Genomic DNA, 17,256 nt, shown 5'->3' on the forward strand with positions numbered 1-17,256 from the left:
GCCCCGGGTGGTGGGGGGGGGGGCGGGGCGGCGTGGTTATGGCCAATCCGCGGGTACGGGGCACATCAGGCCCCCCCCCCCCGCCGCATATCCGGCAACAACGTGAGCCCTCCGGGTGGGATACGGAGATCCGCACAAGTCCGCCGAGCCCTACACGTCAGCGGCGAAAAGATGAGATGATCCACATGTCGTGGCCGCAGCGATCTACGCCCCGGTCCCGACGCCGATGCCACCGACCAGCCCGGAACCCACCATGACGCTCACCGCACCACTTCTCACCACGGCCTTCACCCCCTCGACCACCGCCGTCGGGGACAACGTCTTCCTCACCGCGATCATCGGTCTGCTGCCGCTGATCGCGTTCTTCGTCCTCATGGGGGCCTTCAAGGTCGCCACGCACTGGTGCGCGATCATCGCCCTGGCACTGTCGGCCGTGATCGCCGTCATCGCCTTCCACATGCCGGTGGGGATGACGGCACTGTCGGCCACCCAGGGCCTGGCCATGGGCTTCGTACCCATCATCTACATCATCATCGCCGCCGTCTGGCTGTACAACCTCACCGAGACCTCCGGGCGCAGCCAGGATCTCAAGGCCGTGTTCAACACGATCGGCAAGGGCGACCAGCGGGCCCAGGCTCTGATCGTCGCCTTCTGCTTCTGCGGTCTGCTGGAGGGGCTGGCCGGCTTCGGCGCACCGGTGGCCATCACCGCCGCCATGCTGGTGACCCTGGGGGTGCCCAAGCTCAAGGCGGCGATCGCCACGATCGTGGGCAACGGCATCTACGTCGGCTTCGGCGCCATGTCCATCCCGGTGACCACAGCCGGGAACCTGGGCGGTGAGGAGCCGGTCTCCGTGGCTCAGAACATGGGCCACCTGACCTCCCTGATCTGTGTGCTGGTGCCCTTCCTGCTGCTGTTCATCCTCGACGGCGCCCGCGGGGTGAGGCAGCTTTGGCCGCTGGCCCTGGTGGCCGGCATCGCGGCCGGCGCCGGACACTTCATCACCCCCGGCGTCTCCTACGAGCTGACCTCGGTGGTGGGGGCGCTGCTGGCCTTCGCCGCCTGCTACCTGTTCCTGCTGGCGTGGACGCCGAGCACCCCGGAGGAGTACCACTCCGAGGTCGCCGCCTCCGACAAGCCCGACCGTGAACGCGTCGTACTGTCGCTGCTGCCCTACGTGCTGGTGGTGGTCATCATCGCCATCACCAAGCTGTGGAAGTTCGGCGTGGATCTGTCCGCCGCCCTGTCCGCCACCGACATCAAGATCCCCTGGCCGGGCGTTTACGGCAGTCTGCTCACCGCCGACGGCGAGGCCTCCACCTCTGCGGTCTACAATCTGCAGACCCTGTCCAACCCGGGCACCTGGATCTTGCTGACCGCGGTGATCGTGTGCATCATTTACGGCACTCGCTCCTCGGGCGGACGCTTCCAGACCTCCATCGGCGCCATGTTCGCGGTGCTGCCGCGCACCATCTACACGCTGCGCATGTCCATCCTCACCATCGCCTCCGTGATGGCGCTGGCCTACGTCATGAACTTCTCCGGCCAGACCACGGCCGTGGGTGCGGCCCTGGCCACCACGGGGGCGGCCTTCGCCTTCCTCTCCCCCGTACTGGGCTGGATCGGTACGGCGGTGGCGGGCTCGGCCACCAGTGCCGGCGCCCTGTTCGCCAACCTCCAGGCCACCGCCGCCGCACAGGCCCACCTGGACCCGCGCATCCTGCTGGCCGCAAACACCATCGGCGGCGGCTTGGGCAAGATCGTCTCCCCGCAGAACCTGGCGGTGGTCACCACCGCGGTGGACGCCCCCGGAACCGACGCGGAGATCCTCAAGAAGGCCGCCCCCTACTCCATCGGCCTGCTGCTGATTCTGTGCTGCCTGGTGCTGGCTGCCTCCCAGGGGTGGCTGGGCGCCTACATGCCGGCACAATAGCAACAAGACTGGCAACCAACAGACTAAAGCGCTAAGCCGGTTATATGCATCTCATTCGGCAACGCCACGGTGGCCCGAAGAGTACAACCAGGTTAAGGTACACTCGTGCAATACGATCTCATCGTCCGCTTCGACACGCTGTCAACTATAGCCTCACGTTTGGACGGAGAACAAGCTAATCTTTCAGCATTCCCGACCGACTGGTCAGTAACCGCCCAGCAAGCCACCTCAGGATTCCCTGAGGCGTTCAATACCAGCCTTACAGAACTGGCGACTACCCAAAGATCCCTAATTCAACAAATTAACACTGTTTCAGAGGGAGTGATGCGCACTTCCAGCAACTTCGCAGCGGCCGAAGAAGAAGTAGCCGCCTCAGCAAGACATATCATGCAGCCGCGAGGAGTGAAGCCGTGACGGTGACATTGACGGCCGCTGAATCCTTCACGCCGGAGCCCTATTTCCGAGCCGCTCGCGGTCTGGCCTCCCAGCGACGCATAGCGAACGATGTCGCGGACGGAATCAATAGCATACAGTCCCTAGCCGCCGAGGACTGGCGAGGTGAAGCAGCGACTGCGTTCGCCGTGCGCACCGACTCAGTATCAGGGTCAGTCAAGGAACTGGCCATCAGCCTCGATCGCCACGCCGATTTGCTGACGTGGTACGCCAGTGCCAAGACCGCGGTGTGCGAGCGGGCAGTTGCTGCGGCACGCCGGATGAAAGCCGCGGGCTTCGAGGTGTCCGACGACTGGAGACTGTCGCTTTCAGATAAACAGAAGCGAGGGACTGGCCGAGGGTTCCTGATCATCCAGATGGCCTCAATGCAAATTGCACTCAATGCTTTCGCACACGCCATCACCTTAGTAGATGTTCAGGCGACCGCCCAGCTAACTAACGGCGGAGCCGCGGCCCCAATGTCACCACATGATGCCGCATACGCCACATCCAACGGTTATACAACTGGGGATTCTCCGGACCGGACTATCAACTTTGATGACGACTTTCCCTTCGGTTCCAAGAGGGGGGAAGCGACACCAGAAGACCTTAAGTTATGGCTTAAGTGGGAAGCTATGCTGCGAGGAGCTCAAATGCTTCGCCCCGATCTTGACGACGCCCTACCGATGTATGAGCACTTCCGGGATGCAAGTGGCACACCCATGACCTTTGACTTTGAGGAGGCATACCGAGAGGACGCTTCGATCCGCAAAGAGATCGATAGCGAGATGAACGAGGTTGTAGCCGCAGCGAATGAGCTAGCGCAGAACGGCTACACAGACACCGACTTCCACTCAGAAATCAAAACCAGTACATTTTACCCCGAGACCGAAAACTGGCAAAAAGCAGTAGGTGGATATTCCTATTACAGCGACACAACCATGAAGGTGGAAGGCGACACCATCACAGTGACTACCACCATCACAGCGAAAGACCGTTGGAATTTCAACGACGGCGCAGGAGACATCGCAACGGGGACACCCGATTCTGAAAATGGTCGATTCGAAGAACTGGGCTGGGCGCAGAGCTTCGACACTAGCGGTACCGTAACGCGTACGGTGTCATGGAGAGTCGGGGAGGAGCCACCTCAGTTCGGAGATGACGCCACCCAAGATGTAGGAGGCTGGCGCAATGACGAGTCCAGAGACCGCAACGACTGGCGCAGCGGCTGGGACAACGGCGGCGGCCGTTACCCCCGCAACGAGCCCGGCGGTGATGACAAAGTCAACCGTTATCCTGATGGTCGGCAATATTGAGGAGGAAAAGTAGATGGCAACCGGTAGGCTTCGAACCGACACCGCCCCTCTGCAACCACTCATCCCGGTTCTTAGGGGAGACGAGCCCAGCAAGTGGGTAATCTGCGATGACTCTGATGATGGTCTGCCAGGCCTGGTCTCCACCTGGATACACGCCCTGGTGACGGTAGACCTAGTCTTCGCCAAGGAACTCGCGTCGTACACAGATACCTTTGTCCGCCTGCCCACAGATCTGCCGGTCATCCTTGGAGTGGATAGAGCCCTGGCCTGGAGGACCGGCAGCAGTCTGGTTGGCGGACTGGGAATCAGTATGTCGCCAACATTCGCAGCGCTCGCGGGGAGAACCCTCTACGTGCGTCGGTTCGTCACCCGGTAACTAAAGAATAGATCAGGACACAGGCATGGGAAAGTATATGCGACACAAGTTGTTCTCCGCAGGAACCGCTTGCATAGCACTGATTCTTGCAGGGTGCTCTGCGGTCTCCTCTCACGGGCAGGATGACCAGCAAGACAAACGTTTCGCCGAGTTCGTCGAGTACGTGCCCGAGCCACTGACCGTGCAGACTTCCTTGGAATCTGTCACCAGCCGCATGCCGGCAATGGGTGCCACCGGCGTGCACTTCGTTGGGCAGTATCGGGTCAACGAGGGCGAGTCCCGGCTGCCGGTGCCCGACCGGCCGTACTGGTTCCACGCCGTCGTCGAAGTCGATGAGGCCACCAGCCAGGCACTGGGGGATGCCGCGACCACCACGCCGGACCTGTTGCCGCCGACCCACCCCGACCTGCACCAGTACGTCCCCCAGGAATGCATCTTCGTAACCGTTCCCGAAGCTGACGCCAACCGGATTCTTGACACCGAGAACGCCGATCTCGTGGGAGGGTCGGAGCGGTTCACGGTGGATGAGCTGGCGCTGTCCACCGACTGTGGCCTCGTCGTCCTGGTCGGCACGGGCAGCTACTCCTGACAGCTCCCCGGACCGCCGCCCGCACGCGCTTGGCGAAGGCTTCGAGCACGCGGGGTAGCCCCGAGCCGCGGCCCTACCCGCGAGGACACCAATGGCGCTTGCGAACTTTGGCATGTCGGCCCCTCGGCTTGGACATGGCCCTCACCTCCTTCCTGGCTCCTACCTTCTCGGCCAAGGACATGGATTGTTCCGAGAGGAGGTGCCGAAGCAGGCGGTTCCAGCATAGGTGACAGCAACGACACGAATCGGTACGGCCTGCGCCGTCGCTCACCTGGTGACAAGCCCACCCGCCTGGCGGCACGGTCAACCCCACAGCGCCGGGATCACCATCGTGGTTGGCTGCCGCCATCTCCCGCGGTCCGCTCTCTACTACGCCACTTCGACGTTGGGTACGCCGGTTAGAAGTCGATTGAAGGACTCGAAGGCGTACAACCAACCGCTAACCGGCGTAGTAGAGGCCGATCCGGCGTAGTAAAGACCGGCTTGCCCCGACGGCCAACCGGGATCCTCGGCCACGCCGTTGGCCACCAACCATCCCGTCGACCGACGGCGGCCAGCTCCATCCCATCGGGGCGATAACACGTCCACCCGCGGGGACTCCGGCGCCCGCGCCGCTTCGCCGTAGTCCCGACCCGGCAGGGCGAACACAACATCGCCGGCTCCGGCACCTGCGCCGCTTAGCCTTGGCGTCGGTTTGGCCGCAGGTGAGGAAAACCGAAGCCGAGGCTTGCGCAATGTGACGCGCGCCGCGCTGGCACCGCCGTCGACACCGACCACGCGGCAGCCCCCGCAAACACAGGTTTCCCGCATGTTTCCAGGCATCTACAAGAAGCCGACAAGATGCCCGCCGCAAGCAGTGGAGCCGGTCACCTCCCTGCCCTAGCCTGGTTGCGGATATGCCAACGCCGCCGTGGAGGAAGGAACCGTTCTCTTGCGCATCGCACTATTCGCCACGTGTCTGGCTGACACGATGTTCCCCCAGGCCGCACAGGCCACCGTCAGCATTCTCGAACGCCTCGGCCACGAGGTCGTCTTCCCCCAGGGCCAGGCCTGCTGCGGCCAGATGCACGCCAACACCGGCTACTTCAAGCAAGCCGCCTCGATCGTCGCCAACCACGTCAAGACCTTCGAACCGGTCCTGGACGGGGAGTGGGACGCCGTCGTCGTCCCCTCCGGCTCCTGCGCCGGCGCCGCCCGGCACGAGCAGCGGCTGGTGGCTGAGCACGTGGGTGACACCGCCCTGGTCAAGCGGGTCGAAGCCCTGAGCCCCTACACCTACGACATCTCCGAGTTCCTCATCGACGTACTCGGGTTGGAGGATGTAGGCGCCTACTTCCCGCACACCGTCACCTATCACCCCACCTGCCACTCCATGCGGGTGGCGCACGTCGGCGACCGCCCCTACCGGCTGCTGCGCGCCGTCGAGGGGCTGACCCTCATAGACCTGCCGGATGAGAAGGTGTGCTGCGGCTTCGGCGGCACCTTCTCCATCAAGAACTCCGACACCTCCACCGCCATGGTCGCGGACAAGGCCGCCAACGTCATGTCCACCGGCGCCGAGGTGCTGTGCACGGGCGACTACTCCTGCCTGATGAACATCGGCGGGGCACTGTCCCGCGTCAACTCCGGCGTGCGCGTGATGCACCTGGCGGAGATCCTCGCCTCCACCAAGGAGGCCCCCTTCGAAGGCCACGTCTCCTTCCAGCCCAGCAAGGACCAGGTGCGACTGTAATGACTCAGACTTTCCTCGGCATGCCCGCCGTCACCCCCGAAGAGCAGCCGCACACCGGCGGCTGGCGCACCAACGTCGAGGTCCCGCGGGACACTCTCCGCTGGGGCCACACCTTCCCCGAGGGCGCGCACAAGACCCTCGCCAACACCCAGATGCGCCGCAACCTGGGCCACGCCACCCGCACCATCCGTAACAAGCGGCAGCTGCGCGTGGATGAGATGCCGGACTGGGAGGACCTGCGGGAGGCCGCCGAGGCCGTGAAGTTCGAGGTCGCTTCCCGCCTGCCCGAACTGCTGGAGCAGTTCGAGGCGAATGTGACCGCCCATGGCGGCATCGTCCACTGGGCGCGCGACGCCGCGGAGGCCAACCGCATCGTCGCCGACATCATCAAGTCCAAGGGCGTGGACGACGTCGTCAAGGTCAAGTCGATGGCCACCCAGGAGACCAACCTCAACGAGTACCTGGCGGATGAGGGCATCACCGCCCATGAGACCGACCTGGCGGAGATGATCGTCCAACTCGCCGATGACATGCCCTCCCACATCGTGGTCCCGGCGATCCACCGCAACCGCTCCGAGGTGCGTGGCATCTTCCTGGACCGCATGGGGGACGCCCCCGCGGACCTTTCGGACAAGCCCGAGGAGCTCGCCGGGGCCGCGCGGGCCCACCTGCGCCGGAAGTTCCTGCACGCCTCCGTGGCCGTCTCCGGCACCAACATGGGCATCGCCGAGACCGGCACCGTCTCCATCTTCGAGTCCGAGGGAAACGGCCGAATGTGCCTGACCCTGCCGGACACGCTGATCACGCTTATGGGTATCGAGAAGCTGGTCCCCCGCTACCAGGATGCGGAGATCTTCGCTCAGTTGCTGCCCCGCTCAGCCACCGGCGAGCGCATGAACCCCTACACCTCCATGTGGACGGGCGTCACCCCCGGCGACGGCCCCCAGGAGTTCCACCTCATCCTCATGGACAACGGCCGCACCAAGGTGCTCACCGACCCGATCGGCCGGCAGGCACTGGCCTGCATCCGCTGCGGCTCGTGCATGAACATCTGCCCCGTCTACCAGCACACGTCCGGTCACGCCTACGGCTCGGTCTACCCCGGCCCCATCGGCGCGATCCTCACCCCCCAGCTCACGCAGGGGCTCGACGACGACGACCCGGTCCACACCCTGCCCTTCGCCTCCTCCCTGTGCGGGGCGTGCGCGGAGGTGTGCCCGGTCAAGATCGACATCCCCACGATCCTCATCCACCTGCGCGCCCGCAGCGTCGACGTCAAACGCCGCCTGGTACCGGATATGTGGGACGTAGCCATGAACGCCACCACCCCGGTCATGTCCAACGGCAAGGCCTGGCTGGCCGCCACCGAGGGGGTCAAGGCCACCCGGATGATCGGGAAGGACGGACGGATCGGCGCCCTGCCGTTCCCCGCCTCCCTGTGGACGCGCTCGCGCGACCTGCCCGTGGCCCCCAAGGAGTCGCTGCGGCAGTGGTGGAAGCGCACCCACCCCGAGGGCATCACCCCATCCCGATCGGGAGTCGACGCCACCCAGCCCGCCGCCACCGAGGAGAACCGCTGATGGACGCCAAGACCGCCATTCTCGCCCGCGCCCGCGAGGCCATCTCCCGCTCCCAGCAGGGCCGGCCCGTCCGGGAGATCCCCCGCAACTACCTTCGGGAGGGTGCCCACGCCCCCGGCTCCGAGCCTGTGGTGGCGGACATGATCGAGAAGCTTGAGGACTACTCCGCGGAGGTAATACGCGCACCGAAGGACGCCGCCATCCTGGACGCCATCGATGAGCTGCTCGGGGCGGCCAAGAGCGTCGTCGTCCCTGCCGGACTACCGCAGGCCTACAAGGAGGCTGCCGCCCGCGGTGGACGCAGCGTGCGCGAGGACTCCCGCCAGGAGCCGATCCCGACCCTGGAACTGGACCGGATCGAGGCGGTGCTGACCTGCTCGCGTGTGGGGATCTCCATGTCGGGCACGATCTGCCTGGATGGCGAGCCCGACCAGGGCCGACGCGCCATCAGTCTCGTTCCGGACAAGCACGTGGTGGTCCTGGAGCGGGAGACGATCATGCCGACGGTGCCGCAGGCGGTGGACGTGCTCGGGCAGCATCCGACGCGTCCGACCACCTGGATCGCCGGCGGCTCGGCCACCTCAGACATCGAGCTGGTACGCGTCAACGGCGTGCACGGCCCGCGCAACCTGGGTGTGGTCATCGCCCACTGATTACCCTGCCGCCTCAGGGGCGGCGCTGACGGCCGACACCTGACGGCAACGAGGCTCATATGAACAACGGCATCCCTGACTCGCCTCCGGCGCGCTCTGACACTCGGGCGCGCCGTGAGGCGCTCATCCGCGAGTTGCGCGAACGCGGTGAGATGGAGGTGTCCGAGCTACCGGGGCGCTTCGGTGTGTCCGTGGAGACCATCCGCCGCGACCTGCGCCGCCTGGAGTCCAGTGGCCGCATCATCCGCACCTATGGGCGGGTGGCGGCCGCGGAGTCGGCCGCCTATGAGACCAGCCGTGATTTCCGCTCCAGCCACAACATCGATGAGAAGGATCGCATCGCCCGGGCGGCCGCGGCCCGCCTGGGGCACGCGGAGACCATCTTCCTGGACGAGGGCAACCAGCCGCTGCTGGTCGGACGTGCGCTGCCGGCCGACCGTGCTCTGACGCTGGTGACGACCTGCCTGCCGACGGCGATCGAGCTGTCCGAGCGGCCGCGCTACACGGTGATTGCCGTCGGTGGCCGAATCCGACCGAAGACCCTGGGCGCCGTCGACCACTGGGCGACCGCCATGCTGGAGCGGATGGAACCGGACCTGGCCTTCATCGGGGCCAACGGCGTAACCGACGACGGCTGGCTGACCACCCCGGATCCGGCCGTGGCCGCAGTCAAGGAGACGGCGCTCGCCGTCGCCCGCAGCACCATTCTCGTCGGCAATCACAGCAAGTTCGGGCACTCGACCTTCGTACGTTTCGGGCACGCGCGCGCCCTGGACCGCATCATCACCGGCAGGGAGTTGCGCGCGACGACGGCCCGCCGGCTGAGATCCTTCGGCCCGCAGGTAGACCGGGTCTGACCCCCAACGGCTGCCGGGCGCCGGCGTCCGGCAGCCGGGCGAATAAAAAGAATAATGACAATAAGGAGAAACGGTCACCGGCGCGCCCGGTATCGGTAAACTTCGGCGCCATTCGGTCACCTGGAGCCGCTGCAGGTAGCCGCTTCCGCAGCCGCACACCGGCAATCTCCACACCCCCAACCGGTCACCGGGACGGTCACCCCCCGCCCCCACACTGTTTTCACCGGCGAAGGACGCCGGCCCTGAAAACAACAACCGAAGGTGATCGAGCAACGATGCCCTCCTCCAACAGGCTCATAGCAGCCATACAGAAGACCGGATTCCCAACCAACCTCGCCACCGGGTTCCTGGCGGTCATCATCTTCGTGATCGGCGACGGAATTGAGGCCGTCTGGATCACCAACTACCTGTCCAGCGACGCCGTCGGCTTCTCCGTCTCCCACGCCTCAATGATCGTCACCTCCTACGGGGTGGTCGTGGCCATTGCGGCCTTCCTGTCCGGCGCCTTGTGCGACGCGATCGGCTGCCGCAGGGTGATGCTGATCGGCCTGGTCTCATTCCTGGTGTTCGACGCGCTGTTCATCGTGATTGGTCTGCCCAGCCATAATCTGCCGCTGCTGCTGCTGTTCTACGGCTTCCGCGGCTTCGGCTACCCCATGTTCGCCTATGGGTTCCTGACCTGGACCATGATGGTGACCCCGCCCGCCCGGCAGTCCTCGGTCTCCGGCTGGTTCTGGTTCGCCTTCAGCCTCGGTATGCAGCTGCTCGGCTCCTACTTCTCCAGTCTGCTGCTGCCGCAAATCGGTCACATCGCCACCCTGTGGCTCGGCTGGATCCTGGCGGCCGGCGGCGGCATCATGGGCATGATGTTCCTGCGGTTGCACCCCTCCTCGGCACAGACCCGCGGTAAGTCCGTGGTCCAGTCCGTAGGCTCGGCCGTCTCCGTGCTGTGGCGCTACCCGAAAGTGTCCATAGGCGGCATCGTCAAGGTCATCAACCTGTCCGGTCAGTACGGCATGCAGGCCTACTACGTGGTCTACCTGCACAAGGTCTACGGCATGCCCGAGTCCCAAGCGATCCTGGAGTTCTCCATCTTCGGCTTCGTGGCCATCATCGGCGACGTCTTCTGGGGCGTGGTCGGCGACAAGCTGGGTTGGCGCAACACCCTCCAGTGGTTCGCCACCCCCATCACGGCGGCGGCGCTGGCCTACATCTACCTGATCCCGATCGTCGCGGGGCCGAACTTCTTCCTGATCGCCCTGGGAACCTCCGCCGTCGGCATCGGGCTCAGCGCCCACGTGCCCACCACGCCGCTGATCACCGCCCACGCCCACGGCGAGACCGGTAACGCGCTGGCCATCCTGAACCTCGGTGCCGGCCTGGGTGCCTTCGTCGGCCCGGCCATCGTCACCCTGCTCATGGGGGATGAGACCACCGCCTCCGGCTACCTGTGGGTGGCCATGGCACTGGCCGGCATCTATGTGGTCTCCTTCTTCCTGTGCTTCGCCCTGAAGCTGCCCGGCAATGCCCGCATCCTCGAGAGCTTCGGGGACCAGGATGCCGACGAGAATAAGGAGGCGGTCACCGCCTGACCACTCACCAAAGCAACGCCGTCGGGCCGGAGCCGCCCAGCGCGCCCCCGCCCCCCGCCCCCCCCCGACCCCATCCCATTCCACACCCCCCCCCCCGCATCAAGACAACGATGTCCACCCAGACCCCCACACACGCCGCCTCCCCGCTCGCCCCCAGCTACGACCGCTCCGCCATCACCACCGGCATCGTCCACATGGGTGTGGGCGGCTTCCACCGCGCCCACCAGGCCATGTACCTGGACCAGCTCATGCGCGCGGGCAAGGCCTTGGACTGGGGCATCTGCGGGGTAGGCCTGCTGCCCCAGGACGCCCACATGCGCGACGCCCTGACCGGGCAGGACTGCCTGTACAGCCTGACCCTCAAGCACCCCGACGGGCACCACGAGCCCGCGATCATCGGCTCCATCTGCGACTACCGCTTCGCCCCGGAGGACCGCGCGGGCGTGCTGGAGGTGATGACCGCGCCCACCACCCGGATCGTCTCCCTGACCGTCACCGAGGGCGGCTACAACATCGACGACGCCACCGGCACCTTCCTGGCCGACACCCCCGGCGCCGCCCACGACGCCGCCAACCCCCGTGAGCCGGAGACCTCCTTCGGTTACATCGTGGAGGCGCTGCGGCTGCGCCGCAAAGCCGGGGTGCCTCCCTTCACCGTGATGAGCTGCGACAACCTGCCCGGCAACGGGAGGATCGCCCGCACCGCCGTCGTCGCCCAGGCGCGTCTGTCCGACCCGGAACTGGCCGACTGGATCGACGCCAACGTCGCCTTCCCCAACTGCATGGTCGACCGCATCACCCCGCAGACCACGCCTGCCGACGTTGAGCAGGTGCGCGCCGAACTGGATGTGGAGGACGCCTGGCCGGTGGTGGCCGAGCCCTTCACCCAGTGGGTGCTGGAGGACGACTTCCCGGCCGGACGCCCGCCGTATGAGGAGGTCGGGGTGCAAATGGTCGACGACGTCGTCCCCTACGAGCTGATGAAGCTGCGTCTGCTGAACGCCTCCCACCAGGGCCTGGCGCACTGGGGGCGGCTGCTGGGCATGGAGTACGCGCACACGGCCGCTGGCGACCCCGACATCGCCGCCTGGGTGCGTGCCTTCCTGGAGCGGGAGGCGCGGCCGCGGCTGGCGCCGGTGCCGGGCATCGACCTGGATGAGTACATCGACACGCTCTTCGAGCGCTTCACCAATGAGGCGATCGCGGACACGCTGCTGCGGCTGGCCCAGTTCGGCCCGTCGGGCATGCCGAAGTTCGTGCTGCCGACCGTGCGCGAGAACCTGGCGGCGGGCGGGCCGATCCGCCTGGGGGCGGCCATGTGCGCCGCCTGGTCGCTGGGGGTGCTCGGCACCGACGAGAACGGGGAGGCGATCCCGGTGGCCGATGACCTGCGGCCCTTCGCGGAGAAGCAGGAGGCGGGTGACGCACTCGGCTTCATCGGCAACCGGGAGATCTTCGGCGACCTGGCCGAAGACGAACGCTTCCGTACCGCCTACACCGAGGAGCTGGCGGCGCTCAAGCGCGACGGCGCCCGCGCCCGCATGCGCGCCCTGCTCGCCTGAGCCGGTTCTCCGCCCCGGCCCCTCCCCTCACCACCGGCCCCCTTCGCCGAGTTCGGTAGAAGTTACGTGCCGAGGTCGGTAGAAGTTACGTGCCGAGGTCGGTAGTAGTTACGTGCCGAGGTCGGTCGAGACGGCTAGCGAGGCCGACACAAGCTACACACCAGACCAGCAGTATGGAAGGGCCCGGCGCCTTCGGTCGCCGGGCCCTTCGGTGAGCCTGGTTCAGGCAGCCTCCTCCGTCAGCTGGCCGCCGCCTTGTCCTTCAACGATGCCGACCGCTCGGATGCGGGCATCCAGCCGGCGTTGACCAATCGCACCTGGTACCACCAGGCGGCGGCGAACAGGAGCGCACCGAAGCCCAGTGCCGTGGCCGAACCGCCCACAGCACCCAGGCGGCTGAGCACACCCACGATGGACCCGAACCAGCCGAAATCGGCGTCGCCGAAGGTGGAGTTCGCCAGCCCCAGAGATCCCATGACGGTCAGCAGCGCAGCGGGCAGAAAGGTGATGAGCATGCCGTTGACGAATCCTCCCAGGATCGCGCCGCGGCGACCGCCGGTGGCGTTGCCGAACACACCGGCGCCACCGCCGTCGAAGAAGTGCGGAACCATGCCCGGCAGGATCAGCGCCATTCCCCAGGCGGGCCCGAACCAGACGGCGATCAGCGCCAGAGAAGCCAACCCGCCTATGAAGGAGGCGATGAAGCCGATCAGGGAGGCATTGGGCCCGAAGGGGAACACGATCGGGATGTCGAGCGCGGGCTTCGCGCCAGGAACCACCCGGTTGGCGATCCCCTGGAAGGCCGGCACCAGTTCACCGAGGATAATGCGCACCCCGTACAGGATGATGCTGACTCCGATGCCAAACTGCAGCGCCTGGGCGAAGGCCGCCATGACGTAGGAACCGTAAGTGTCAGAGGTCTGCGCCCCCTCGAAGACGCCCATGAGTTCCTCCCGGGGCACGGCGATCATGCCCCAGACCGCGAACACCAGGTACAGGACCAGCATCAGCAGGGTGGTTGACACCATGGAGTCTCGCAGGAAACGCAGCCCCTGCGGGAACTTCATGTCCTCGGTTGAGCGCGAGCGCTTGCCGACGGCGCTGCCGAGCACGCCCGCCAACACGTACCCGACGGTGTTGAAGTGCCCGACGGCCAGCTTGTCGTCCCCGGTGACCCGGTTCATGTACGGCTGGGCGAAGGCCGGCATCACCACCATGATGATGCCCATTAGCACCGAGCCGACCAGTACCACAATGGCGGAGCGTCCGGGCCCGAAACCCACCGAGAGGACCACCGCAAGCAGGGTCGCCATGAACACCATGTGGTGTCCGGTCAGGAACACGTACTTCAGCGGAGTGAACCTGGCCAGCAGCAGCATGATCAGGAAACTGAGCACGATGAGGTAGGCCGAGGTGGTGCCGTACTCGCTGGCGGCCTGGGCCGTGATGACCTCGTTGGTGGGGACGACGCCGTGAGCCCCAGTGACCCTGAAGATCAGGTCACCGAAGGGTGCCAGTGAGCCGGTCACCACGGTGGCGCCGGCACCGAGGATCAGATATCCCATCGCTGCTTTGAGTCCCCCGCCGATGACCTGTCCAGCGGACTTGCGCAGGGCGATCAGGCCGACGGCGGCGACAATGCCGATCAGATAGGCGGGGACGTTCAGGATCTCCTGGCTGATGAAGTCGAGCACTGCCACCAGCACGTTCACTGGGTCTTCTCCTTCAAGGCGGCCTTGATCTCGGAGATGTCGGTGAAGTTGTGCACAATGGCGATCGGTGTTGATAGACCGGTGAGTTCATCGGCCAGTTCGGCGGAGGTGATGATCAGGTCCGCGGTCTGGGCGGCGCCCTTGGCGGTGCCGATGTCAGAGGTACTCACCTCCGCGTCCAGACCGAGTGAGGCCGCGGCCTGCTCGACGTTCATCTTCAGCAGCATTGAGGTGCCGATGCCCATGCCGCATACGCAGGTGATGTTCATTGTTCTTCCAATCCGGTAGAGGTGGTGGTGTCGGTCGAGGTCGGGGCGAGCAGTGCACGCAGTGCCGCGGGGGTGGGTGCGCGATCCAGTTCGGCGCGTGCGGTGGGGTCGACCAGGGCACGTGCGAGGGCTCCCATGACGTCCAAATGCTCCCGCTCATCCCTGGCCGCCAGGCCGATGATGTGCCTGACCGGATCGTTCGGGCTGCCGAATTCCACTGGGTTTATCAGGCGCACCCAGCTCATGCCGGTGCGCAGCACCGCCGGCGAGGGGCGTGAGTGTGCCAGAGCGAGGCCGGGCGCGATGACTATGTAGGGGCCGTGCTCCTCCACGGCCGCGATCATCTCCTCGGTGTAGGTCGGTGTTGCCGCACCGGATGCGCTGAGCCCCTCCCCGGCGAGCCTTAGCGCAGCGCGCCAGTCGGTCGCCTCGACGTCGAGCCGGAAGGAGACGTCAGGTAGCGCAGCGGACAGAGTGAGAACAGCCATCGTCGCCTCTTCTCGATTCGGGCCGGAGGGTTCCGGTGACGACGACGATACCCGTCATCACCTGTTATGTAAAGAGTTTTACAAAACTGCCGTCGGTGTGTTCGGAGGCTACTCGTGCCATCAGCCGGTCCAGGTGAGCCGGAGACGTCAATAGATCCTGGACCAGCAGCGCCGCCCCAACTACCCCGGCATCGGCCCCCAGAAGTGCCGAGACCACCGTGAGCGGCCGGGTGGTCTCCTGCGGGCCGACCGCCTGTAAAGCGGCACGCAGCGGATCCAGAAACACCGCACCGCCGTCGGCCAGGGCGCCGGCAACCACCACCGCGGAGGGGTTGAGCACCGCGACCACCGGCGCGAGCGCACGCCCCACGAGCCGTGCCGAGTCCTCCAACAGTTCAATGCTCAGCGAGTCCCCGCGCAGGGCGAGGCCGGACAGCTCTTCACTGCTGCCCACCGTCCAGCCGGCCTCACTCAGCCGCTCCCGCAGCGCCCAGCCGCCGGCAACCGATTCCAGACAGCCGAATCGTCCGCACCGGCACTGCCGCCCCTCCGGGATCCGCATGTGCCCGAGTTCTCCGGCCGCTCCGGTGGCGCCCGTGCGCACGACGCCGTCGATCACGGCGGCCGCGGCGATACCCTCCCCCGCCTTGACCAGCACGACGCCGTCGAGCCCGGACCAGTGCGTGCGGAACTCGCCGAGTGCGGTCACCTGCGCGTCACTGCCCACCGCCACGGGGACGCCACCCAAGTCCTCCGACAGTTCCGCAGCGATATCGACGCCGTGCCAGCCGGGCATGAGCGGGGGGTGGGAGAGCCTGCCGGAGGCGGGGTCGACGGGCGCGGGAACACAGATCCCCGCACCGAGGACCCCGTCCGCGGCGTCTACCTCCCGCAGCATCGTTACCAGGCGACGGCGTATCCAGGGCAGCACCGCGCCCGGGCCACCGGAAGGGTCCAGCTTCCGGCAGTCGCGCACCAGGATCGTCCCGGCGAAGTCGGTGACCGCCAGGTTGGTGCGGGAGCTGCCGATGTCTACGGCCAGCAGCACGCCGCAGCCGGGGCGAACCCGAAATACCGTGCGCGGCCTGCCTCCGGTTGAGGCGTCCTGCCCGGCCTCGTCAACCAGGCCTGCGCGCAGCAGGGTGTCGAGGCGCTTACCCAGGGTGACTCGCGACAGTTGCAGACGATCCTGCAGCTCCGCCCGGGTGGTTGCCTCACCGCGGCGAATCAGTCCGAGCAGTTCACTCGTCTCGACCTCTCGCACGTTAACCATGACGCTGCCCCACACTTACCCTTCCCGGCGATAGTACCCAATCCACCGCTTTCGGTGACAGCCCCTGGGCCAGGCCCGGACGGCCACGCGTCAGACCCCGCACGCTCGGAGCCGCGACTCACATCTACCGGTGGCGCCGCGCCCGCCTCCACACCCGACCGCACCGGCGGGCTAGCCTTGTGCCCTGTGAGCACCCGCGTCATCCTACTTACCGGTCCGTCCGGTTCCGGCAAGACTTCCCTGTTGCGCCGTATTGGCGCACGCCGCCTGAAGCTCGACGACTTCTATCGCGACGGCGACGAGCCGGGTATGCCGCTGCTGGATGGCTCCGTCTCGGGTGCCGACGGCGTCACCCGCACCGAAGCCCAGCATGCCATCGACTGGGACGATCCGGCCTCCTGGGACGCGGACCGGGCCATGGCGGCGATTCTCGACCTGTGCTCCACCGGGTCCACGACCGTGCCCGTGTACTCCATTCAGGACAACGCCACCGTCGACTACACCACCCTCGACGTCGACGCTGCGCCGGTCTATGTAGCCGAGGGCGTGTTCGCCGCGGAGCTGGTCGATCGCTGCCGGGAGGCGGGCGTGCTCGCGGACGCGCTCGTGCTGTGCCGACCGCGTCTGCAAACCTGGTGGTTCCGACTGCGCCGCGACCTGGCCGAGCGCCGCAAACCCGTACATGTACTGCTGCGCCGTGGGCTGCGGCTCGCCCGGGAGGAGCCCGCCAAGATCGCCGGTTGGACGGCCAAGGGCTGCCGCCCGGTCGACCGCGCCGAATGTGAGGCGGCCATTGCCGCACACATCGGAGCCTAGCGCCGCGGCGCCAGCACCCCCAACGGCGACACCCGCCCCCCTCCGCCGAGTTCGGTAGATCTTACGTGCTGAGTTC

16 protein-coding genes are annotated in these 17,256 nt (G+C 66.4%); 12 read left to right on the forward strand and 4 right to left on the reverse strand.

The genetic code is table 11. The features are described 5' to 3' along the window. Positions 1-253 precede the first annotated feature (253 nt). The 11 genes from Q4A20_RS08985 to Q4A20_RS09035 all read left to right on the forward strand — a co-directional run bounded on the left by Q4A20_RS08985 (position 254) and on the right by Q4A20_RS09035 (position 12,622). Positions 254-1,933, forward strand: a complete 1,680-nt coding sequence (locus Q4A20_RS08985) for an L-lactate permease (RefSeq protein WP_303122401.1) — start codon at positions 254-256, stop codon at positions 1,931-1,933. Between the two features lie 105 nt (positions 1,934-2,038). Beyond that, on the forward strand, positions 2,039-2,347 hold the full coding sequence (locus tag Q4A20_RS08990; RefSeq protein ID WP_303122403.1) for a hypothetical protein: 309 nt from the start codon (positions 2,039-2,041) through the stop codon (positions 2,345-2,347). After that, positions 2,344-3,681, forward strand: a complete 1,338-nt coding sequence (locus Q4A20_RS08995) for a hypothetical protein (RefSeq protein WP_303122405.1) — start codon at positions 2,344-2,346, stop codon at positions 3,679-3,681. Before Q4A20_RS08990 ends, Q4A20_RS08995 begins: the two co-directional genes overlap by 4 nt. Positions 3,682-3,694: 13 nt before the next feature. After that, positions 3,695-4,057, forward strand: coding sequence for a hypothetical protein (locus tag Q4A20_RS09000; RefSeq protein WP_303122406.1), 363 nt, complete (start codon positions 3,695-3,697; stop codon positions 4,055-4,057). Between the two features lie 37 nt (positions 4,058-4,094). Beyond that, positions 4,095-4,646: a hypothetical protein gene (locus Q4A20_RS09005; RefSeq protein WP_303122407.1), complete on the forward strand. Its 552-nt coding sequence runs from the start codon at positions 4,095-4,097 to the stop codon at positions 4,644-4,646. A 931-nt stretch (positions 4,647-5,577) separates the two neighbouring features. Continuing rightward, positions 5,578-6,378 carry a (Fe-S)-binding protein gene (locus Q4A20_RS09010; RefSeq protein ID WP_303122408.1) on the forward strand — a complete coding sequence of 267 codons (801 nt, stop codon included), beginning with the start codon at positions 5,578-5,580 and terminating at the stop codon, positions 6,376-6,378. Then, the gene (locus Q4A20_RS09015; RefSeq protein WP_303122410.1) at positions 6,378-7,958 is read left to right on the forward strand and encodes a LutB/LldF family L-lactate oxidation iron-sulfur protein; all 1,581 of its coding nucleotides are present in this window, start codon (positions 6,378-6,380) and stop codon (positions 7,956-7,958) included. The genes Q4A20_RS09010 and Q4A20_RS09015 overlap by 1 nt, the downstream gene beginning before the upstream one ends. After that, a complete protein-coding gene (locus tag Q4A20_RS09020; RefSeq protein WP_303122411.1) occupies positions 7,958-8,611 on the forward strand; it encodes an LUD domain-containing protein in 654 nt (217 codons plus the stop codon). Before Q4A20_RS09015 ends, Q4A20_RS09020 begins: the two co-directional genes overlap by 1 nt. 59 nt (positions 8,612-8,670) lie before the next feature. After that, positions 8,671-9,468 carry a DeoR/GlpR family DNA-binding transcription regulator gene (locus tag Q4A20_RS09025; RefSeq protein ID WP_303122413.1) on the forward strand — a complete coding sequence of 266 codons (798 nt, stop codon included), beginning with the start codon at positions 8,671-8,673 and terminating at the stop codon, positions 9,466-9,468. A gap of 275 nt (positions 9,469-9,743) precedes the next feature. Then, the gene (locus tag Q4A20_RS09030; protein WP_303122415.1) at positions 9,744-11,060 is read left to right on the forward strand and encodes an RbtT/DalT/CsbX family MFS transporter; all 1,317 of its coding nucleotides are present in this window, start codon (positions 9,744-9,746) and stop codon (positions 11,058-11,060) included. Between the two features lie 110 nt (positions 11,061-11,170). Further along, the gene (locus tag Q4A20_RS09035; protein ID WP_303122416.1) at positions 11,171-12,622 is read left to right on the forward strand and encodes a mannitol dehydrogenase family protein; all 1,452 of its coding nucleotides are present in this window, start codon (positions 11,171-11,173) and stop codon (positions 12,620-12,622) included. Between the two features lie 239 nt (positions 12,623-12,861). On the opposite strand, the gene Q4A20_RS09040 is transcribed toward Q4A20_RS09035, so the two are convergent. The 4 genes from Q4A20_RS09040 to Q4A20_RS09055 form a co-directional block, all read right to left on the reverse strand. After that, a complete protein-coding gene (locus Q4A20_RS09040; protein ID WP_303122418.1) occupies positions 12,862-14,334 on the reverse strand; it encodes a PTS ascorbate transporter subunit IIC in 1,473 nt (490 codons plus the stop codon). After that, positions 14,331-14,603, reverse strand: a complete 273-nt coding sequence (locus Q4A20_RS09045; protein WP_303122419.1) for a PTS sugar transporter subunit IIB — start codon at positions 14,601-14,603, stop codon at positions 14,331-14,333. The genes Q4A20_RS09040 and Q4A20_RS09045 overlap by 4 nt, the downstream gene beginning before the upstream one ends. Beyond that, a complete protein-coding gene (locus Q4A20_RS09050; protein WP_303122421.1) occupies positions 14,600-15,091 on the reverse strand; it encodes a PTS sugar transporter subunit IIA in 492 nt (163 codons plus the stop codon). Before Q4A20_RS09050 ends, Q4A20_RS09045 begins: the two co-directional genes overlap by 4 nt. A gap of 64 nt (positions 15,092-15,155) precedes the next feature. Continuing rightward, positions 15,156-16,364, reverse strand: coding sequence for an ROK family transcriptional regulator (locus tag Q4A20_RS09055; RefSeq protein WP_303122422.1), 1,209 nt, complete (start codon positions 16,362-16,364; stop codon positions 15,156-15,158). Positions 16,365-16,550: 186 nt separating this feature from the next. Here Q4A20_RS09055 and Q4A20_RS09060 point away from each other — a divergent pair, with 186 nt between their 5' ends. Next, positions 16,551-17,180, forward strand: coding sequence for an ATP-binding protein (locus Q4A20_RS09060; protein WP_303122423.1), 630 nt, complete (start codon positions 16,551-16,553; stop codon positions 17,178-17,180). Positions 17,181-17,256 lie beyond the last annotated feature (76 nt).

This window comes from Actinomyces sp., assembly GCF_030530635.1.
Lineage (GTDB): Bacteria > Actinomycetota > Actinomycetes > Actinomycetales > Actinomycetaceae > Actinomyces.